The organism is Burkholderia ambifaria AMMD, from assembly GCF_000203915.1.
Lineage (GTDB): Bacteria > Pseudomonadota > Gammaproteobacteria > Burkholderiales > Burkholderiaceae > Burkholderia > Burkholderia ambifaria.
This window is the reverse complement of the sequence record NC_008390.1, coordinates 1,667,479-1,687,890: the sequence shown is the minus strand read 5'-3', so window position 1 is coordinate 1,687,890 and position 20,412 is coordinate 1,667,479. Positions and strand designations below refer to the sequence as shown.

Sequence of the window (20,412 nt, the reverse complement as noted above, 5' to 3'; positions counted from 1 at the left end):
ACGCCACGGAGATGTTGCAGCCCGTTCGGGCAACATGCGGATGGCAACGCAGTTCCCGACCACCCCACCCCGCCCGCTCACGACGCGTTGCTGCCGTTCAACGCACGACGGCCGGCAGCTTCAGCATCGTATCGGTCATCACGTCGGCCAGCTTGAGCGCCGACATCGGCCCGCCGAAGCCCCAGATATTGCGCTCGATGAGCGCGATCCGATGGTCGCGCAGCGCGGGCACGAAACGCCACACCGGCGAATCGAGTTTCGACGACAGCGGCACGTCCGTCCCCGTTGCGGTGACGAACAGCACGGCGAGATCGCGCTGCCGAAGCAAATCGGCGGACGTCACGTAGAGCGTGCCTTCCCGCGTCGGCTTCTTCGGCCACGGCTCGAGCCCGAGCGCGCGCGCCAGCCCCGCCGACGTGCTGTTGCCCGTATAGGCCCAGTAGCGGTCGGGCAGACCGAGATCCTGCAGCAATGCGATGCGCTCACCACTGCGCCCCGCCGCCTTGAGCCGCGCCGCATTGCGGGCGATTCCCGCGTCGAGTTGCGCTTCCACCGCTTTCGCGCGCGCGTCGCGCCCGGTGACGGCACCGATCGTGCGGAAGATCTCCCGCATCCAGTCGAGCTGCGTGACGGGCACGCCGTCTTCGGATACGTTCGGGCTGAACTGGAACAGGATCGTCGGCGCGATCCGGTCGAGCGCGGCGAAGATCGGCGCATGCCGGAAGCCGACGCCGATGATGAGATCGGGCTTCACCGCGGCGATCGCCTCGAGCCCCGGCTCCTGGCGCGAGCCGATGTCGGTCACGTGCGCGAGCCGGTCGCTCCCGTAGCCGAGCCAGCCCGGATAGAACGCCGTATCGGCCATGCCGACCGGCACGAGGTCGAGCGCGATCACGCTTTCCGCGAACATGAAGTCGAGCGCGACCACGCGTTGCGGCCGCACGGGCATCGTCGCGCTCGCCTGCGATACGACGGGGTTGCCGGCGAGCGAGCGGCCCGCTGGCGACGCCGTGCTGCCCGGCCCGCAGTGCGCGTCGTCAGCGAATACGACGGCCGGTGCAACCAGCGCGCCGCAGCACGCGGCGCCGAGCGCGGCCAGTGCGCCCAACGCATGGCGGCGGCCGGCCCGCGTCACCGGATCGCGTCCTGCCCGGCCAGCGCCGCATCGTCCATCGTCAATAGCAGGGGGCAGCTTCCACACAGTTGCGTTTCTCCAGGAATTTCATAGCGCAGGCAGCACACGCGGCGCGCGCGAAATGGCGTCGGCAGCAGTGCCGAGCGCGGTACTGCATCGCGTACCGGCAGGCGCAGCGGATTCGGCTCGCCGCGCACGCAGGACGCGCCGAACAGCCAGTCCGCATCGCGAACGGGATCGGCCGCGCACGGCAGCGACCGGTACGTGTCGAGCAGATAGTCGAGCAGGTTGCCCGCGTTGCTCCACAGCACGCGCGGCGTGACGCGGCCCATTGCCGCGAGCAGGTCGATCACCGCGCCGAGATGCGCGACGAGCCCCGCATAGCGCGACGCGGGCTCGCTGCACGGCGCGCCGAGCGCGTCCGGCGCGAAATACAGCGCGGCCGGCATCCCGTCGTCGAGCGCGACGAACGTGCGTTCCGGCGCCATGTCGAGCGGCCGGCCGAGTGTCAGCGCGGCCACCACGCCGGCGGGCGCCGCGCGGCCGAAGTAGTACTTGCTCCATTGCGACATCAGCGCGCGCGCATGCTGCGCCGGATCGCCGCCGTAATGGCGCACCATCGCGTCGAGCACCGCGTCGCGATGCTCGGGCAGCGCGCTCACGGGCACGACGATCCGGCCCGGCGCGTGCGTGTCGTCGGGCATCCCGAGCCATACGACATCGAGATGCTCGGCGAACGGTTCCGGCGCGAACGCGGAAAAGCGCGTGGCGCATGCACCGTCGAGCGCGGGCGTCATCGCCCCGTGCGCCGGGCGCGGCGCCCCTCGACGATCAGCAGCCCGAGCAGATACGGCGCGCCGATCAGCGCGGTCAGCACGCCGGCCGGCACTTCGCGCGGCGCGACGACCGTGCGTGCCGCCAGATCGGCGAGGCCGAGGATCAGCGCGCCGCACGCGGCCGCGAGCCACAGCCGTGTGCGATGCCGGCGTGCGCCGAGCATCGACGCGACGTGCGGCGCCATCAGCCCGATGAAGCCGACCGGCCCGACGGCCGCGACGGCCGCGCAGGCCGCGAGCGTCGCGATCGTCAGCGCGAGCGGCCGCAACGCGGCGACCGGCAGCCCGAGCGCGGCGGCCTGGTCGTCGCCGAGCGCGAGCATGTCGAGCGGCCGCGCGAGCCACGCGAATACGGGGACCGCGAGCACGCACCACGGCAGCAGCATCGTCACCTCGCCCCAGCTGCGGCCGTACGTGCCGCCGACGAGCCAGACGACGAAGCGCGCGGGCTGCACGCTTTCCTGCGTGATCAGCCATTGCGCGAGCGTGGTCCATAGCGCGCCGATCGCGATGCCGGTCAGCGCGACCGCGAGCGGTGCGTAACGATGCCGATGATTCAGCGCGAGCGTGATCGCGAGCGACAGCGCACCGCCGGTCAACGCGGCCGCGGCAAGCGTCACGTGGCCCATCAGCGGCCACGTCGACAATGCGAACAGCGTGACGAGCCCCGCGCCCTGCGTGACGCCGAGCACTTCGGGGCCGGCGAGCGGGTTGCGCACGACGCTCTGCATCGCGACGCCGCTCACGGCCAGCAGCGCGCCCGCGAGGAGCGCGCACAGCAGCCGCGGCATGCGCAGGTCGATCAGCATCCGCGCGAGCGCATCGTGGCCCGACAGCGCGGCCAACCAGCGCGCGGGCGACAACCATTCGGGGCCGGCCGATACGCCGACGAACACCGCGAGCACGCCGGCCGCGACGAACAGCACGGTGCGCAACGGCCAGCCGAGCCCTTCGAGCCAGCCGACCACGCGCGTCGAGCCGCTGCCGGCCGCGCGTTCGGCTTGCGCATGCAGCACGCCCGACCACGCGGCGCCGCGCCGGATCATCGCGAGCATCAGCGGCGTGCCGACGAGTGCGATCGCGACACCCGTCGACAGCGTCGCGTCGAGGCCCGACCCGAGCACCGCGCTGTCGGTCACCAGCACGAGCGCACCGCCCGCGAGCGCCGACAGCGGCACCAGCACGCCGAGCCGCGCCGCGCGGGCCCCGCGCACCTGGCGCAGCAGGTTCGGCGCGACGAGCCCGACATACGACAGCGGGCCCGCGATGCTGACCGCGACGCTCGTGAACGCGACCGCGACGATCGTCGCGGCGAGTCGCGTCGCATCGACACGCACGCCGGCCGTGGCCGCCGCCTCGTCGCCGAGCGCGAGCGGATTCAGCGGCCGGATCACGAACGGCAGCGCAAGCAGCGGCACGACGAGCCAGCGCGCGGCGAGCGCGAGCCCGGTCGCGCCCGGTTGATAGAGACTGCCGTTGGTCCACAGCGCGGCGCCCGCGATGTTCTGCTCGAAGAACGCGAGCACGAGCGTCGACAGCGCCGCGAACAGCAGCATGCACACGCTGCCCGCGAGCACGAGCCGCAACGGCGTCGCGCGCCAGCCGCCGGCCGCGACGATCGCGCACGCGGCCGCGATCAGCCCGCAGACGAACAGCAGCGGCACCGATGCGACACCAGCGAGCGCCGGCACCAGCATCGCCGCGAGCAGGCCGAGCTGCGCGCCGCCCGTCACGCCGAGCAGATCGGGCGACGCGAGCGGATTGCGCGTGAGCGACTGGAACAGCGCGCCCGCGATGCCGAGACAGCCGCCCGCGACGAGCGCGGCCGCGACGCGCGGCAGGTTGAGATCGAACAGGAACACGCCCGCGAGCGCGGCGGCGTCGCTGCCCGGCACGGCGCTCCACCACACGCGCAGGTCCGGCGCGACGCGCAGCACCGCCAGCACGGCGATCAGCACGACGAGGCCGAGCGCGATCGCACCGGCGCGGCGGCCGGATACCGTGCGCTGCCCGCTCGCCGCGAGCCGCTGGCGCCCCGCGACCGTCGTCATACGGCGATATCCCGGTCGACCGCGTGCTCGAACGCGTGCGGCGTGCCGGATGCCGGCGGCCCGTAGGCCGGCACGCACATCGGCGCGCCCGTCTGCGGATGCGCGAGCTTCAGCATGTCGACGCCAAACGCGGCGCGCAGCTGCGCCGGCTCCAGCATCGCGTCGGGCGAACCCTGCGCGACGAGGCGGCCGGCCCGCATCAGCACGATCTCGTCGCTGTACGCGGCCGCCTGGTTCAGGTCGTGCAGGACCCATACGATGGTCAGCCCGCGCGCGCGGTTCAGCGCGCGCAGCGCGTCGAGGATGTCGAGCTGGTGATGGATGTCGAGATAGGTCGTCGGCTCGTCGAGCAGCACGATCGGCGCCTGCTGCGCGAGCGCCATCGCGATCCACGCACGCTGGCGCTCGCCGCCCGACAGCGCGCCGACGTCACGCTCGGCGTCGCCTGCGAGGCCGCTCGTGTCGAGCGCCTCGTCGATCGCCGCATGGTCGGCACGCGACAGCCCGCGCAGGAAGCCGCCATACGCGTAGCGGCCGTACGCGACGAGCTCGCGCACGGTCAGCCCCGAAGGAATCTGGTTGAACTGCGCGAGCATCGTGAGCTCGCGCGCAAGCGCGCGACGGCGAAACGACGCGAGCGGCTTGCCGTTCACGTCGACGTGGCCCGCACGCGCGGGCTGCAGGCCCGCGAGCGTACGCAGCAGCGTGCTCTTGCCGCAGCCGTTCGGGCCGCACAGCGCCGTCACGCGGCCGGCCGCGATCGACAGGTCCAGCCCGTCGATCACGACATGGTCGCGATAACCCACCGTCAATCCGCGCGCGGCAAGCGCGGCGGTACTACGCGTCATCGGTCCTCCGTTCGGTCGCGCGCGGGACCGTGTAGCTCTGCGCCATCGCCACGACCACCTTGCGCGGCCCTTCGAACGGGTCGCGCGCATGCGCGGTCAGCATGTTGTCGAGCATCAGCACGTCGCCCGTGCGCCACGGGAACACGATGCGCTGGCGCTCGAGCACCCCGCGGATCTCCGCGAGCGCGTCGGCCTCGAGCGGCGCGCCGTCGCCGTAGTACACGTTGCGCGGCACGTTCTCGACCCCGACCGCATCGACGAGCGCTTCCTGCATGTCGTCGTCGAGCGCGGACAGGTGAAACAGGTTCGCCTGGTTGAACCACACGCGGTCGCCGGTGCGTGGATGGCGCGCGACGGCCTGGCAGCGTTCGCGCGTGCGCAGCAGCAGTTCGCCGTCGTCGTCGGTGCGCCACGTGCATTCGATCCCGCGCGCCGCGCACATCCGCTCGACCTCGGCCGGCTCGTCGGTGCCGAACGACTGCTGCCACGGCAGGTCGAGCCCCTGGCCGAAATTGCGCACGTACAGCAGCTCGCGCTGCTCGAAGCGCGCGACGAGCGCCGGATCGAGCGCGCGATAGACGGCGCGGCTGTCCGCGATCGGCGTCGCCCCGCCCTTCGGCGCCGCGAGCGCGCAATGGAACCAGATCCGCAGCGGCCACTCGCGCGTGTACGACTGCTCGTTGTGCAGCGGAATCGCGCGGTGCGGCGGGTATTCGGTCGACGTATAGACGGCGCCTTCGACCTGGCTGCGCGGCGTCGACGCGTATTCATAGCCAATCAGCGGATCGCCGAACGATGCCGCGAACTGCTGGAACGCATCGATCGACGGCACGTGAAAGCCCGTGAACAGCACACCGCCCGCCCGTTCGAGCGTGTCGGCCGCGATGGCGCGCGCCAGCGGCGCGACTTCGTCGATCGACATGCCGTCGGCGCCGCGCGGCGACACGACGGTGGGCAGCCCCGGCTCGATACGCAGGTCGTCGAGCGTCGGCAACGAAAGCAGGGTCATGCAACGTCCTCTTCAGGTGGCGCGCCGCCAAGCGCGGCGCAACGGGTCACGACGCGCGCGTCGCGCGCTCGCCGTCCATCGCGCGGCGCAGGCTCGCGGGGCGCATGTCGGTCCAGACCGTCTCGATGTGCGCGAGGCAGTCGGCCTTCGGGCCGCGCACGCCGGCCTCGCGCCAGCCGGCCGGCACGGGCCGGAACGTCGGCCAGATCGAATACTGTTCTTCGTCGTTGATGACGACCGTGTAGACCAGGTCGTCGGTGTCGGCGGAAGGCGTCGTGGCTTGCGTCATGATCGGAAAAAAGCGGGAGACGGTTGAAGGAAGCGAAGCGGCGAACTGTCGAATCGGCCGCTCCTGTCTTGAAGACGATTGGCCGGCGCGATTTTTTACCGGCGCCGTGCGCGACCGCCGAGAAACACCGGACACGCGACGCCGCGATGGCACGCGTCGAGACACTCCGCGCAGTGCCGCTCCGCGTCGCGCACCATGAAATGCACCAGCGTCTGCGACACGTTCAATGCGCGCGCCGCGGTCTGCAGCGTCTCCTCGCGCAGCCGCACCATCTCGAACGCCGCGCGGCTGCGCGCCGGCAGATCGTCGAGCGCGGCCCATACGCGGCGCAGCGTGTCGCGCGTCATCAGCGCGGCCTCGGGCGTCGGTTCCGGCGACGGCACGTCGAAGCCGTCGTCCTCTTCCGTGTGATAGACGTTCTCGAGGCTTTGCCGGCGGCACGCGTCGATCGATGCGTTGCGCACCATCCGCGTCACGTACGCGACCGGCTGGCGCACCGCGTCCTGGTTCGGGAATTCGACGAGCTTCACGAACACGTCGTGGACGACGTCCTCGGCGCGGCTCGCGCAGCCGACGAAGCCGCGCGCTACGTTGACGAGCATCGCGCGATGGGCAATCAGCACGTCGAGCAGCGCGCCCTGCGCACGCGGTTCCTTGGCACGACGCGCACGCGGCGCGGGGCGCGACGGCAGGTCCGGATAACTGCCGAGGAACGGGTTCGCCATTGCCGCTGCCGGGCGTTCGAGCACTTCCGCCATTGCCATCGATCTGCTCCGTCGAATTCCGAGATAAGGCAATTTAACGTAAACGCAAATCATTCTCAATCCGATTACCGAATACCCCTTTCGGTTATCCGGATTTGTCTGATCAATCGATGGGATCGGCGTTTTGGCGGACGGACCGGGAGCCACGGATGCCGCTGCATTCAGCTAGCTTTCTCGATGAAAGGAAGATGCCCGATGCCGGAAACGGCCCCGCATCCATGCCGTGCACGCCACCGTGCCGCGCGCACGGCGCGATCGCGCGACGCACGCCGCTTGGATGGCGATGGCGCAAGCTTTCATCAGTTTGACTAAAAGCCTACGGCCGTTATTTGCCGTAGCAACTTATTACCACGCGAAATTTTGGGGGCTCGTACGATCGAATTGCTGTTTCCAAGGGAGAACGACATGAAATCCATCGTGTTATCCGCTGTCATGGTTGGCGCGCTGTCGAGCGTGATGCTGACCGGTTGCGTCGCCTACCCTGGCCCGGCTGAAGTGACGATCGGCTGGCATGGCGATCGCTACTGGGACGGACAACGCTACTGGGAGCGCCACGACTGGGAAGCGCGGCATCCGCGTGGTTATGACGATCGCCGGGACGACCGTCGCGACGAGCGCCGTGACGAACGCCGTGACGACGAGCGCCCGCGGTGGTAATGCCTTCCCTTCCCCTCCCGTGCCCCGATACCGAACGACAGGACCTCGACATGAAGACACTACTGAAAACCCTGACCGCCGCGGCCGTTGCCGCCACCGTGCTCGTGCCGGCCATCGCCGAAGCGCATCCGTACCGCGTGTGCCACTTCGAGCATCACCATCACAAGGTGTGCCGCTGGGTGCGTTGAGCATCGCGCCGCGCGATTGAGCAAAAAGCGCCGGCATGCCGGCGCTTTTTTCATCGCGTGCATATCGCACGTCACGTCAGTAGATGAACAACCGGATCGTTGCGGTCGCATCGAATCGCCCGATCTTCGGCGGGCCGAACGATTTCAGCACCGCATCCATCAACACGCTTTGATTCATCACGTTGGACGCGAACTGCGCCAGCGTGAACTGCTGATTGAACGGAATGGCCTTGCCCTGGCTGTCCTCGATGCCGATACCGAAATTGCTGTCCTTCGCCGGCACCAGCAAGCCGTTCTGCACCGGAAAGCTCGTTTCGAAATACCCGTCGACCCGCACCGCGACGTTGCATTTCTTGGTCAACGACAGCGAGAACCGCTTGCGCGGCACCGCCGGCATGAAGCCGTTACCGGCCGCCTGCACCTGCCCGAAGTTGACGACGCCCGGTTCGGGCGTGACGAGCACATCGACGAAACACGGCGTCGGCTTGAGGTTGCGCAGGCCGCTCAGCCGGTACTGGAAGCTCGGGCTGTACGCATTCAGCCCGAACTCGCCGTCGAACTGGAACACCGTGTAGATATCGCTCGGTGGCTGGACCCAGTTGCCCTTCTTGCGCACGACGACCTGATAGTCGATGCTGATTCGGGTCTGCTGGCACCGCCCGCGGTCGAAATCGTACCGGCTGCACGGCGGCACCGAATAGCCGGTAAACACGCCGCCGCCGCGATTGCTCGTCTTGTCGAAATAGTCGATGCCCCGGTAGCGGATGCCGATCTCGAGCCCCCACGCGGCCGGGTCCGTGCGATTCGGGTTCGCGTAGAAATAGATGTTGTCGACGACTTTCAGGCTGCCCGCGTCACCGAGATCCTTGTAGCAATACCCCGTCGTCGTCCGCACCGGCGAGACCCAGATCACGTACCCGTCCGGCGCGTCGGTCGGATACGACGCCACGCCGCCGATCGGCTCGGTCAGCGAGGTCGCGCCGCTGTTGGTCAGGCACCGCAACGCCCACGCGGGCTGCGCCGCCACAACGAACAACGCGAGCACGATCCAGCGCAACCATGCCGCCGGCATGTGCCGTTCACGCGCTGCGCCGCTCATCGCTTCACGCTCTTGCAAGCACCCGCGTCACACGTATATTCGACGGCCACCTGGCCGCCGTAATCGTCGATATGCGTGATGAACAGCGTCGACGGCGTCGCGGCCTTGAACGGCACGTCGGCCGTGCTCATCGGGTCCACCATCACGGGCTCGATCGGCACCGGCGTCTTCTGCGCGCCCGCCGTCACGTCGACCACCGTCACGTGGTACGGCGTCGGATTGTCGAACACGAGCCGGTGCGCGGCCGCGTCGACGCGCAGCGTCATCGGCAGCGTCCAGTCCTCGTCGCGCGCCGGCTGCACGCCCTTCGGCCGATAGAACAGCTTCATCTGCGTATGCAGCGCGATCTGCAGCGTATTCGGCGTATCGGTCTTCGGCGGCACTTCGCGGATGTTCAGATAGAACACCGATTCGCGATCGGCCGGCAGCGCGGCCCCGGGCAGCTTCGCGATGCGCAGCACGTTGCGCTCGTTCGCCTCGACGCGCTGCAGCGGCGGCACGACCATCAGCGGCGACGTGATCTTGTTGCCGCGCGTGTCCTCGAGCCACGACTGCACGAGATACGGATACGTCGTGCTCTTGTTGGTGATCGTGACGATCGCGGCCGGTTCGCCTTCGTTGAAGATCACGCGCGTGCGGTCCGGCACGATCGCCGCGTGCGCGACGCCTGCGAGCAGCGCGCTGGCCGCGGTCAGCATGCACGCCGCGCGGCGCGGGAAGGAAAGAGAGAAAACAGGGTTCATGCGGGATCCGTGAAATCATCGGTCGACCCGAGCGGCCGCTGCATGCGGCTCGCCGGGCGGCTGGCACGTCACCGGAATCGGCGTGCCTTCGAGTTGAAGCTGGTTCGGCAGTGCGTTCACCGCGCACAGCGTGCGTTCGCCTGCCCGCACCACCAGCGCGGATTTCGGCTGCACCTGGGTCAGGAACGCGGCGCCGGCTTCGCCGACGATGCCGAGCTCCTTGCCGTTCGCCGCGTCCTGCACGGATGCGCCGAACGGCAGCGGCTTGCCGGCCGCATCGGTCAGCGTCAGATACAGGTTGCTGCCGCGCGCGGCGGAGAACTTCACGAAGCCGATCGCGCCGTCGGTCAGCACCATGCGCTGGATCGGGTTCGACACCTGCACCTCGAGCGGCAGCTTCTCGACGTTGACGGTCGCGTCGAACACGTTGTACGGCGAGATCCCGTCGAGCACCGCATAGCCGCGCGAGTCGGTATGCGTGAGCGTGCCGGACAGCGGCACGTCGGGCACGCCGTCGGTCGATACCAGCAGCCGCGTATCGCCCGCGTTGCCGTTCGCATGCGCGGACACGCCGTACTGCGTCGCGACGAGCGAGCCGTCGACTTCGAGCGACGCGGCCGCATACGCGTTGGCGAGCGTCGACGCCTGCGCGCTCAACTGGTAAGTCGACGTGCGCTGACGGAAGCTCGCGTTCGCCGACGCGCGGCCGTCGGTGGCGCCCGCGTTGATCTGGTACGTGCGGCCGGCCGGATCGTCGTAGATGTAGCCCGCGTTCGCGCTCGTGCTGCCGCTGCCCGTCGTCAGGTTCGACGTGACGGTGTGGCGGCCGCCGATCGGCAGCGTCGCGGTCACCGAGAACTGGTTGCCGCTCGCGCCCGCGCTTTGCGTGCGGAACGCCGACACGCTGACGTTCAGGTTGCGCAATGCCCCGATCGAGAATGCGCGCGTGAGCGTGAGGCCGACGCGCTGCTCCGACGCGCGGGCCCAGTAGGTCGTCTGGTCGTACGAGAAATACGTCGACGTGTCGCCGAAGCGCTTCGACATCGTCGCCGAGTAGCGTTGCTTGCTGTTCGCGAGGCCGTACGCGGTCGGGTCGCCCGAGAACTGCGCGAAGTTGGTGTACTCGCGTTCGGAGAAGCGATAACCGAAGAAGCGCACGTCCGCGTCGAGCCCGTCGAAGTGCTTCGAATAATTGATGCGATACGAGTTGCCGTTGCGCGTCGCGCCGTTCCACCACAGGTGCGCACGCGCATGCGTGACATCGGCCGATACCGCGCCGAACGTGCCGAAATCGCGGCCGACGCCCAGTGCGATCGACGTATAGCCCGACGCGGCGATGAAGCCGCCGTACAGCGTGACGTCGAACGGCAACCCATACGCGACTTCGCCGAACCCGAAGAACGGCGTGACGCCGGCGCCGCCGAACTGCCGCGGCTTGCCGACGGCAGCCTTGTAGCGCAGCTGTCCGGTACGCGCGAGGAACGGCACGGCGGCCGTCGTCACCTGGAAGCGCTGCACGCTGCCGTCTTCCTCATCGACCGTGACGTCGAGCGTGCCCTGCACGCTCGTGTTGATGTTCTGCAGCGCGAACGCGCCCGGCGACACGCGCGTCACGTACAGCACGCGGCCCACCTGCGACACGGTCACGGTCGCGTTGGTGCGCGCGACGCCCGAGATCAGCGGCGCATAGCCGCGCAGCGAAGGCGGCAGCATGCGATCGTCGCTGCGGATCGACGCCCCCGTCAGCGCGAACGTGTCGAAAATGTCCGAGCTCAGGTAGTCGTCGCCGAACGTCACCGTCGACTGGATCGACGGCAGCGCGCGAAACGCGTAAAGCCGGCTGAAGCGGAACGTGCGGTCCGCATACGCCGTGTTGCCCACGTTCGACTGCGCCTGGTAGTCGCCGCGAAAGCGCCATGCATCCCAGTTCGCGCCGATCGTTCCGTACGCCTGGATCGAATTCGTCTGTCCGCCGCCCGAACCGAAGTTGCGGTTCGTGTTCGCGATCACGCGATAGTCGAGCATCGCGCCCGCAATCCCGTCGGACCAGCTCGACGGCGGCAGGTAGGTCGAATCGGTGAATTCGAGCGCGGCCTGCGGAACCGTGATCTTCAGCCGTCCGTCGCTCTTCAGGTAACGCACGGTCGCGCCCTCGATCGCGCCGAGATCGACGCAACGGCCGCCCTGCAAGCGCGGCAGGTCCTTCGCGAGCGACGGTTTCAGCCCGAACCGCGCGACGAGTTCCGGCGGCAGGCACGGCTTGCCCGCGCCGGATGCGTCGAGCGCGATGAACTGGATCGCCTGCAGCCCGTAGAACAGGTCGTTGACCTGCACGTCGAGCATGTACTCGCCCGGCAGCGTGAAGTCGGGCTGCGAGAACTGCGACAGGTCGACATTGCTCGTGCCGTCGATGTCGAGGAACGACGAATTGAATTCCGTCGCATGGCTCGGGCTGCCGACGACCAGCACGGAGACGCAAAGGAAGGAATGTCTGATTCGCACGCGGCGCTACCGGAAATCCGAGGAAGTAGAGACGTGAAGGCAAGGAGGACGGAGAAAGGGTGTGCACACCCCTTCTCCGATACGGCGCTTACTGGTAGCGGACCGTGAAGTTCGCGACGCCGTCGGCCGTACCCGGCGTCACGCCGGCGGCCGTGGCTTCGTACATCGCCGCGAAGCGTGCGATGTTGGTGCCGTTTTGCAGCAGGGTCGGCGCCTTCTGTTCGGCGCCGTTGTCGAGGTATTCACCCGATGCGGACTGCAGGCGGATGCCGACGTTGGTTGCCGAACCGATCGTTGCGAGCAGCTTCGGCTGGCCCGCGCTCGACGTGCCCGTGAACGTGAAGTACGCGTTCTGCGCGATGCTGGTGTCGCAGTCGGTCAGCTTGATGTCGAACGACACCGCGTCCGACTTGTCGCCGGCTTGCTTGAACTTGTTGGTCGGCACCTTGCCGAGCTGCACGGTCTGGTTGACGGAGTTCGAATCGATGCCGCATGCGCCCGCGACGATCTCGCCCGTGAAGTTGATCGTGCCGGTGCCCGCTGCGAAGGCCGAGGTGGACAGGGCTGCGAGTGCGACCGCGCTCAGGAGGGATTTTTTCATGACGTTTTCCGTGAGAATTGCAAAGGGAACAGACGACGTGGCGGATACAAAAGGCAGCGTGTGGTTGGCTTCCGTCCGACACGAGGCGGCATTATCGAGATAAGCGTGAAGGGATTTTGTAAATCATTGTCAAATCTCAATGACAATCTTCGTTTTATGGGTTTCAAAACCCAATCTCTCCTGCCGCCCGTCAATTCCGATATTTTCGTCCGCAGTCCTTTTTTATTTTCCGGAACTAACTGAAAATTAAAGACATTTCCTTTTCGGGCTTGAGAACTCCCCGCCTCTCCTTGCTGGACAAGGCCTTTCTAGATACCCGATGTGAAATGCCAAAACTCTGTCCGATTCCGCCATCGTTGTCCTATCGCAACGAAAGCATTCGATGAATTTCAACTGACAGGAAATTAACGAGCGATATTCAACGCCGCGAAATTTTCGCGCAAACGATTGCGAAATTCGCACAAACGTTTTACCGCGACACTTTGTCGCCTCTTATTGTTCGCAATGCGCGAATTAATCGAATCGTCAACCCTGGATTAAAGCGGCGTGTAAAGCCGTACGCGCCAAAACGACATCCGCGGCACTGGATGGAGTCGGAATAAGAGGAAGTCCGGCACGATCGGAGGCCGGCGGCGACGCGATCGGTCACCGGGATGCGAATCGAGTGGAAGGCGGCCCTTCAACCCGACTGCGTGGAGGAAAAACGGAGTCGACGACGCGTGCATGCACGTGTTGTCGATCGCGGCCGGAAACCCGACAGCAGCAACACCGACCGCGGCGGCGGCGACGCATCACAATGCGCCGCCGCCACCTGGCCGATGCCGCGGTCAAGCCATCACGCGGCGGCTTCGCCAGCGGTGGCCGGCGCCCAGCCGCCGCCGAGCGCGCGATACAGCGCAATCGCATTCGCGAGCCGCAGCGCCTTGAGCCGGATCAGCTCATGCCCGGATTCGTACGTGCTGCGCTGCGCGTCGAGCAGTTCGAGATACGTCGCGACGCCGCCCGCATAGCGGCGCTCCGCGAGTTTCAGCCGCGCGCCGTCGGCCGCGTAGACGTCCTGCTGCGCAGCGAGCTGGCGATCGATCCAGTCGCGCGCGGCGAATGCGTCGGCCACTTCGCGGAACGCGGTCTGCACGGTCTTCTCGTACTCGGCCACCGCGATGTGCTTGCGCGCACTCGCGACGTCGAGATTCGCGCGATTGCGACCGCCCGCGAAAATCGGCAGCGTGATGCGCGGCGCGAACGTCCACACGCTCGTGCCGGCCGCGAACAGGGTCGAGAACGCATCGCTGACCGAGCCGTAGTCGGTGGTCAGCGCGACGCGCGGGAAGAATGCCGCGCGCGCGGCGCCGATCTGCGCGTTCGCGGCCTTGAGCCGCGACTCGGCCTGCCGGATGTCCGGCCGCCGCTCGAGCAGCGCGCTCGGCGCGCCGGGCGCCACCGGCGCAATCGCGAGCGTGTCGAGCGCGGTGCCGTCGGCAGGCACGCCGCGCGCGAAATCGCCGGCGAGCAATTGCAGCGCGCGCACCGATTGCGCATGCTCGCGCTGCAGCGCGGCCTGCGATGCGCGCGCGGACGCGACCAGCATCTCGGCCGAACGCAGTTCGATCGCGTCGCTCGTGCCGGCCGCGTAGCGGCGCTGCGTGAGCGCGGCGATGCGCTCGCGCGCGTCGAGCGTGCGCTGGGCCAGCACCAGTTGTTCGTGCAACGATCGCTCCGACACGTACGCCCCCGCGACTTCGGCAATCACGCCGATGCGCACCGTGCGCTGCGCGTCGGCCGTCGCGAAATACTCGGCGAGCGCCGCATCGGACAGGTTGCGCACGCGGCCGAACAGGTCGAGCTCGTACGCGCTGACGCCTACACCCGCGCGATACAGCCCGCTCACCGCGCTCTCGCGCACGACCGGATCGTACTGGCGCGTGCGTTCGTAGCCGAGATTCGCGTCGACCGACGGCATCAGATCCGCGCGCTGCACGCCGTACAGCGCGCGCGCTTCGTCGAGCCGGCCGGCCGCGATCCGCAGGTCGCGATTGTTCGCGAGCGCGGCATCGATCCATGCCTGCAGCGCCGGATCGGTGAAATACGCGCGCCAGTCGTCGAGCAGCGCGGCGTCGGCCGTCGAAGCCGGGCCGACGCCCTGCTGCGTGTCGCCATCGACCGTCGCATAGCTGGCCGGCACCGGCGCCGCCGGCCGCTCGTAACGCGGCGCGAGCGAGCAGCCCGCGAGCGCGAGCGCCGTGGCCAGCGCGAGCTGAAGCCTCGGTGCGGCCCATGCATTCAATGCAAACATCACTGCGAACCCTCCATCGCCGCCGGCTGCGCGCCGCCGCGCCGGCGCGGGCCGACGTCGAACAGGCGGCCGACGATCACGAAAAACAGCGGGACGAGGAACACCGCGAGCACCGTCGCCGTGATCATGCCGCCGAGCACGCCGGTGCCGATCGCCATCTGCGCGCCGGACGCGGCGCCCGACGCGAATGCGAGCGGCAGCACGCCGACGCCGAACGCGAGCGACGTCATCACGATCGGCCGCAGCCGCAGGCGCGCGGCCTCGAGCGCGGCGTCGACGAGCGACATGCGCTGCGCGACCAGATCCTTCGCGACCTCGACGATCAGGATCGCGTTCTTCGCGGACAACCCGATCGTCGCGATCAGCCCCACCTTGAAATAGATGTCGTTCGGCATCGCGCGCAGCGTGACGCCGAGCACCGCGCCGATCACGCCGAGCGGGACGACCAGCATCACCGCGAACGGGATCGACCAGCTCTCGTACAGCGCCGCGAGCGCGAGGAACACGACGAGCACCGACAGCGCGAACAGCATCGGCGCCTGCGCGCCCGACAGCCGCTCCTCGAACGACTGCCCCGACCACGCGTGGCCGATGCCGGCCGGCAGCTTCGCGGCGAGCCGTTCGATCGCGGCCATCGCTTCGCCGCTGCTGTGGCCGGGCGCGGCCGAGCCGTTGATCGTGAACGACGGAAAGCCGTTGTAGCGCGTGAGCTGCGGCGGCCCGAGCGTCCAGTGCAGCGTCGCGAACGCCGCGAGCGGCACCATCTCGCCGCCCGCGTTGCGTACGCGCAGCTTCTGCACGTCGGCCGGATCGAGCCGGTGCAGCCCGTCGGCCTGCACGATCACGCGACGCACCTGCGTGCCGTGCATGAAGTCGCCGATATAGTCGGAGCCGAACATCACCGCGAGCGTCGTGTTGATCTCGTCCATCGACACGCCGAGCGCCGACGCCTTCGCGCGATCGATGTCGAGCTTCAGCTGCGGCGCGTCCTGCGTGCCGGCGAACATCACGTCGGTGAGCGCCGGATCCTTGCCGCCCGCCGCGAGCAGTTGCTCGCGCGCGGCGCTGAACGCGGCGTAGTCGAGCCCGCCGCGGTTCTGCAGCCGGAAGTCGAAGCCGCTCGTCGAGCCGAGATCGGGCAGCGCCGGCGAGTTCATCGCGAACACCGTGGTGTTCGCCGTGCCCGCGAAGCGCTCGTTGATGCGCGCGACGATCGCCTGCACGTGATCGCGCGCGGCCTTGCGTTCCTTCCAGTTCTTCAGCGTGACGAAGATCATCCCGCCGTTCGGCCCTTCGCCGTACAGGTTGAAGCCGCCGAGCGCGAACGTGTACGCGGCCGGCTCGTCGCGGCGAATATACGATTCGACCTCGCGCACGCTCTGCATCGTTTCCGCGAGCGGCGTGCCCTGCGGCCGGATCACCATCACCATGAAGTTGCCCTGGTCCTCGTCGGGCAGGAACGCGCTCGGCAGTTGCGTAAGCATCAGCGCCGCGGCCGCGGTCAGCGCGCCGTATACGACCAGCCAGCGCAGCGGCTTCTTCAGCATCGCGCCGACGCGCGTCGCATAACGCTGCGTCGAGCGCGCGACGAAGCCGTTGAACCAGCCGAAGAAGCCGCGCTTCTCGTGATGGTCGCCGGACACCGGCTTGAGCAGCGTCGCGCACAGCGCGGGCGTGAGCGACAGCGCGAGAAACGCCGAGAAGCCGATCGACACCGCGAGCGACAGCGCGAACTGCCGGTAGATGTTGCCCACCGCGCCGCCGAAGAATGCCATCGGCACGAACACCGACGTCAGCACCACGGTGATGCCGACGATCGCGCCGCTGATCTGCCGCATCGCCTTGACGGTCGCGTCGTAGGGTGCGAGCCCCTCCTCGACCATCAGCCGCTCGACGTTCTCGACGACGACGATCGCATCGTCGACGAGGATGCCGATCGCGAGCACCATCCCGAACATCGTCAGCACGTTGATCGAGAAGCCGGCCGCGTACATCACGCCGAACGTGCCCGCGAGCGCGACCGGCACGACGAGCGTCGGAATCAGCGTCGCGCGCAGGTTCTGCATGAACAGGAACATCACGAGGAACACCAGCACGCCGGCCTCGATCAGCGTCGTGACGACCTTGTTCATCGACACGCGCACGAACGACGACGTCTCGTACGGGATCTGGTACTTCACGCCCGGCGGGAAATATGCGGACAGCTCGTCCATCGTCGCGCGCACGCGCTTCTCCGTGGACACCGCGTTCGAGCCCGGCGCGAGCTTGATGCCCATGCCGGTCGCGACCTTGCCGTTCACGTACGACGGATAGTTGTAGTCGTTGCCGCCGAACTCGATGCGCGCGACGTCGCGCAGATGGAGCGCGGAGCCGTCCGGCTGCGCGCGCAGCGCGATCGCGCCGAAATCGGCCGGCGTCTTCAGCGGCGCATCGGCGAACACGGTCGCCGCGATCGGCGCACTGTCCGGCACCGCGCTGCGGCCGATGTCGCCGACCGTCACGCGCGCGTTGTGCGCGCGCACGGCCGATGCGATGTCCGACGCGGTGAGGCCGTGACCGGCCAGCTTCACCGGGTCGGGCCAGATCCGCATCGCGTATTCGGCGCCCCAGAACTGCACCTTGCCGACGCCGTCGACGCGGCGCAGCGCCTGCACGACGTTCGCCGACGCGTATTCGCCGAGCTGCACGGCGCTCATCCGGCCGTCATCCGACGTCAGCGACACGACGAGCTGGATGTTGTCCGCGGCCTTCTCGACCTGGATGCCGTCGCGCCGCACCGGTTCGGGCAGCCGCGCCTCGACCGTCTTCAGCCGGTTCTGCACTTCGACGGCCGCGAGATCGGCGTTGACGCCCTGCTTGAACGTCAGGTACAGCGACGCGGCCCCGGCGCTGCTCGTCGCGGACGTATACAGCAGCCCCGGCGCGCCGTTCATTTCGCGCTCGATCAGCGCGGTCACCGATTCCTCGACGACCTGCGCGGACGCGCCCGGATACGTCGCATAGATGCTGACGACGGGCGGCGCGATGTCCGGGTATTGCGCGACGGGCAGCGCGCGAATCGCGAACGCGCCGCCGAGCATGATGAAGAGTGCGATCACCCACGCGAAGACGGGGCGATCGATGAAGAAACGTGCCATGTTGGTCTATTGAACCGGTCAGGTTTGACGGGCGGCCGCCGGTTGCGCGGCCTTCGTCGGCGATGCCTGCTCGACGGGCTTGACGGCGGTATCGGGCGCGAACTGCGCGGCGTTGTCGACGATCACGCGCTCGCCGCCCGACAACCCGCGCGTGATGCGCCAGTCGCGTCCGCTCATCTGGTCGGCGACGACCTCGACGTCCTTCACCTTGCCGTTCGTGCCGACCACGCGCACCGACGTGCGCTCGGCCGTGCGCAGCAACGCATCGCGCGGCACCAGGATCGCCCGCTGGTCGACGGCCGCATCGAGCGCGATCCGCACATACGCGCCCGGCAGCAGCTCGCGTTCGGGGTTGGGGAACAGCGCGCGCATCGCGACGGTATCGGTGGTCGGATCGACCGCGAGATCGCTGAACAGCAGCTTGCCCTTCAGCGGATACGCGGTGCCGTCGGCGCGCCGCAGCGTCACCGTGACGTCGTGCTGCGCGATCCCCGTCGCGTGCCCGCTCTTCACCGCGCGACGCAACGCGTCGACGTCGGCTGCCGGCTGCGAGAAATTCACGTAGATCGGATCGAGCTGCTCGACGGTCGTGAGCGGCGTCGCCTGGTCCTGGCCGACGAGCGCGCCTTCGGTGACGAGCGCGCGTCGTGCGCGGCCCGAAATCGGCGCGGTGACGGTCGCATAGTCGAGCTGCAGCTGCGCGCGTGCGAGTTCGGCCTTCGCGGACGCGACGTCGGCCTTCGCCCGCGTGTCGTCGGCGACGGCCTCGGTGTGATCGCGCTCGCTGACCGCGTGGTCGCGCACCAGGTCGTCGTAACGGCGGCGCTTGTCGCTCGCCGCGAGCGCGGCGGCCTGCGCCTTCGCGAGCGCACCCTGCGCGGCATCGCGCGCGGCCTTCAGCGGCGCGGGATCGATGCGGAACAGCACCGCGCCCTGCTTCACTTCCTGGCCTTCCTCGTAAGTGCGCGCGGTGACGATGCCCGCGACCCGTGCGCGCACTTGCGCTTGCCGATACGCGTCGAGCCGGCCCGGCAATTCGACGGTCATCGGCACGGCCGTCGGACGCACCGTCACGACCGTCGCGTTCTGAATGGCCTCCGGCGCCTTGTCCTTGTCGCCCTTTCCGCATCCGGCCACGGCCAGCATGGCCGCGAGCGCGACCGGCGCCAGCCGGAGGCGGCGCGCGAGGGAGCGTTTGTTATTCATGTGTGACCTCGGAATCGTTCGCCGCCGATACAATGCGGCGGCTCAGGGTGGTCGATTATAATCAGTCACGACTGATTAAATACATCCGGTTGCCCTGCAACCGCCCCACTGTCTCAATAAAACGACAGCGAACTGTAAGGAAATTCACGCCATGGCCCGCAAGACCCGGGAAGAATCGCTCGCCATCAAGCACCGGATCCTCGACGCCGCCGAGCTGGTCCTGCTCGAAAAAGGCGTCGCGCAAACCGCGATGGCGGACCTCGCCGAGGCCGCCGGGATGTCGCGGGGCGCCGTCTACGGCCACTACCGCAACAAGATGGAAGTGTGTCTCGCGCTGTGCGACCGCGCGTTCGCACGGACCTCGGAAGGCTTCGACGCGGTCGACAGCCTGCCCGCGTTCGCGACGCTGCGCCGCGCGGCGTCGCACTACCTGCAGCAATGCGGGGAGCCGGGCTCGATGCAGCGCGTGCTGGTGATCCTCTATACGAAGTGCGAGCAGAGCGAGGAGAACGGCGCGCTCCAGCGGCGCCGCATGCTGCTCGAGCTGCAGATGCTGCGCATCACGAAGGCGCTGCTGCGCCGCGCGATCGCGGCCGGCGAAATCGCCGCCGATCTCGACGTGCACTTGGCGGCCGTCCATCTCGTGTCGCTGCTCGAAGGCGTGTTCGCGTCGATGATCTGGACCAACCGCCTGCGCGGCAATCTGTGGAACGACGCGGAAGCGATGCTGGACGCCGGTTTCGACGCCGTCAGGACCTCCAGCGCACTGCGCGTGCGCGCGCAAAAATTGCCTGCCTGACGAGAAGCCGCGCAATAAATGCTGATTTAACCCGATTTACCGCAGTGCGAAACGAATACGCTGACCCTCTTTAAAATTTTTAACATTTCGCGGAACATCGGTAGACTGACGCTGTCATCTTTCTTTAGCGTCTTCGTGATAATCCGGGTTCGACCCGGAAAGTTCACGCCGCCGTTCGAAGCGGGCATCCCGCAAGTTGGGTCGAACGGAAACGACACAGGCCCCTGGCGGGGCCTGTTTTGTTGCACGCCCATC

The 20,412-nt window shown here is 68.2% G+C and carries 17 protein-coding genes; 3 read left to right on the top strand and 14 right to left on the bottom strand.

What is annotated here, in order from left to right:
• Positions 1 to 97: 97 nt before the first annotated feature.
• The 7 genes from BAMB_RS07765 to BAMB_RS07735 form a co-directional block, all read right to left on the bottom strand.
• Positions 98 to 1,135 carry an ABC transporter substrate-binding protein gene (locus tag BAMB_RS07765; RefSeq protein WP_011656823.1) on the bottom strand — a complete coding sequence of 346 codons (1,038 nt, stop codon included), beginning with the start codon at positions 1,133 to 1,135 and terminating at the stop codon, positions 98 to 100.
• Positions 1,132 to 1,932 carry a siderophore-iron reductase FhuF gene (gene fhuF, locus BAMB_RS07760; RefSeq protein ID WP_011656822.1) on the bottom strand — a complete coding sequence of 267 codons (801 nt, stop codon included), beginning with the start codon at positions 1,930 to 1,932 and terminating at the stop codon, positions 1,132 to 1,134. Before fhuF ends, BAMB_RS07765 begins: the two co-directional genes overlap by 4 nt.
• Entirely contained in the window at positions 1,929 to 4,022 is a 2,094-nt protein-coding gene (gene fhuB, locus BAMB_RS07755; protein WP_011656821.1) for a Fe(3+)-hydroxamate ABC transporter permease FhuB, read from the bottom strand. The genes fhuF and fhuB overlap by 4 nt, the downstream gene beginning before the upstream one ends.
• Positions 4,019 to 4,870 carry an ABC transporter ATP-binding protein gene (locus BAMB_RS07750; RefSeq protein ID WP_011656820.1) on the bottom strand — a complete coding sequence of 284 codons (852 nt, stop codon included), beginning with the start codon at positions 4,868 to 4,870 and terminating at the stop codon, positions 4,019 to 4,021. The genes fhuB and BAMB_RS07750 overlap by 4 nt, the downstream gene beginning before the upstream one ends.
• Positions 4,860 to 5,879, bottom strand: a complete 1,020-nt coding sequence (locus BAMB_RS07745) for a TauD/TfdA family dioxygenase (protein WP_011656819.1) — start codon at positions 5,877 to 5,879, stop codon at positions 4,860 to 4,862. Before BAMB_RS07745 ends, BAMB_RS07750 begins: the two co-directional genes overlap by 11 nt.
• 46 nt (positions 5,880 to 5,925) lie before the next feature.
• Positions 5,926 to 6,168 carry an MbtH family protein gene (locus tag BAMB_RS07740; protein ID WP_011656818.1) on the bottom strand — a complete coding sequence of 81 codons (243 nt, stop codon included), beginning with the start codon at positions 6,166 to 6,168 and terminating at the stop codon, positions 5,926 to 5,928.
• Between the two features lie 95 nt (positions 6,169 to 6,263).
• A complete protein-coding gene (locus tag BAMB_RS07735) occupies positions 6,264 to 6,932 on the bottom strand; it encodes an RNA polymerase factor sigma-70 (protein WP_011656817.1) in 669 nt (222 codons plus the stop codon).
• 405 nt (positions 6,933 to 7,337) lie between these two features.
• On the opposite strand from BAMB_RS07735, the gene BAMB_RS07730 reads away from it, so the two are divergent.
• Both BAMB_RS07730 and BAMB_RS35225 read left to right on the top strand, forming a co-directional pair.
• Positions 7,338 to 7,589 (top strand): hypothetical protein, encoded by a 252-nt coding sequence (locus tag BAMB_RS07730; protein WP_011656816.1) that lies wholly within the window; start codon positions 7,338 to 7,340, stop codon positions 7,587 to 7,589.
• A gap of 50 nt (positions 7,590 to 7,639) precedes the next feature.
• Positions 7,640 to 7,777, top strand: a complete 138-nt coding sequence (locus BAMB_RS35225) for an HHHH-motif protein (protein ID WP_166488178.1) — start codon at positions 7,640 to 7,642, stop codon at positions 7,775 to 7,777.
• 76 nt (positions 7,778 to 7,853) lie between these two features.
• On the opposite strand, the gene BAMB_RS07725 is transcribed toward BAMB_RS35225, so the two are convergent.
• The 7 genes from BAMB_RS07725 to BAMB_RS07695 all read right to left on the bottom strand — a co-directional run bounded on the left by BAMB_RS07725 (position 7,854) and on the right by BAMB_RS07695 (position 19,358).
• Entirely contained in the window at positions 7,854 to 8,876 is a 1,023-nt protein-coding gene (locus BAMB_RS07725; protein WP_011656814.1) for a fimbrial protein, read from the bottom strand.
• Positions 8,873 to 9,619, bottom strand: a complete 747-nt coding sequence (locus BAMB_RS07720; protein WP_011656813.1) for a fimbrial biogenesis chaperone — start codon at positions 9,617 to 9,619, stop codon at positions 8,873 to 8,875. Before BAMB_RS07720 ends, BAMB_RS07725 begins: the two co-directional genes overlap by 4 nt.
• Before the next feature lie 15 nt (positions 9,620 to 9,634).
• Positions 9,635 to 12,121 carry a fimbria/pilus outer membrane usher protein gene (locus BAMB_RS07715; RefSeq protein WP_011656812.1) on the bottom strand — a complete coding sequence of 829 codons (2,487 nt, stop codon included), beginning with the start codon at positions 12,119 to 12,121 and terminating at the stop codon, positions 9,635 to 9,637.
• 88 nt (positions 12,122 to 12,209) lie between these two features.
• Complete coding sequence (locus BAMB_RS07710) at positions 12,210 to 12,722, bottom strand: fimbrial protein (protein ID WP_011656811.1); 513 nt, start codon at positions 12,720 to 12,722, stop codon at positions 12,210 to 12,212.
• 835 nt (positions 12,723 to 13,557) lie between these two features.
• Entirely contained in the window at positions 13,558 to 15,015 is a 1,458-nt protein-coding gene (locus tag BAMB_RS07705) for an efflux transporter outer membrane subunit (RefSeq protein WP_011656810.1), read from the bottom strand.
• Entirely contained in the window at positions 15,015 to 18,152 is a 3,138-nt protein-coding gene (locus tag BAMB_RS07700; RefSeq protein WP_011656809.1) for a multidrug efflux RND transporter permease subunit, read from the bottom strand. The genes BAMB_RS07705 and BAMB_RS07700 overlap by 1 nt, the downstream gene beginning before the upstream one ends.
• Positions 18,153 to 18,170: 18 nt before the next feature.
• Positions 18,171 to 19,358, bottom strand: coding sequence for a MexX/AxyX family multidrug efflux RND transporter periplasmic adaptor subunit (locus BAMB_RS07695; protein ID WP_011656808.1), 1,188 nt, complete (start codon positions 19,356 to 19,358; stop codon positions 18,171 to 18,173).
• A gap of 151 nt (positions 19,359 to 19,509) precedes the next feature.
• On the opposite strand from BAMB_RS07695, the gene BAMB_RS07690 reads away from it, so the two are divergent.
• On the top strand, positions 19,510 to 20,157 hold the full coding sequence (locus tag BAMB_RS07690) for a TetR family transcriptional regulator (protein ID WP_006753787.1): 648 nt from the start codon (positions 19,510 to 19,512) through the stop codon (positions 20,155 to 20,157).
• The last annotated feature ends 255 nt before the right edge of the window (positions 20,158 to 20,412 follow it).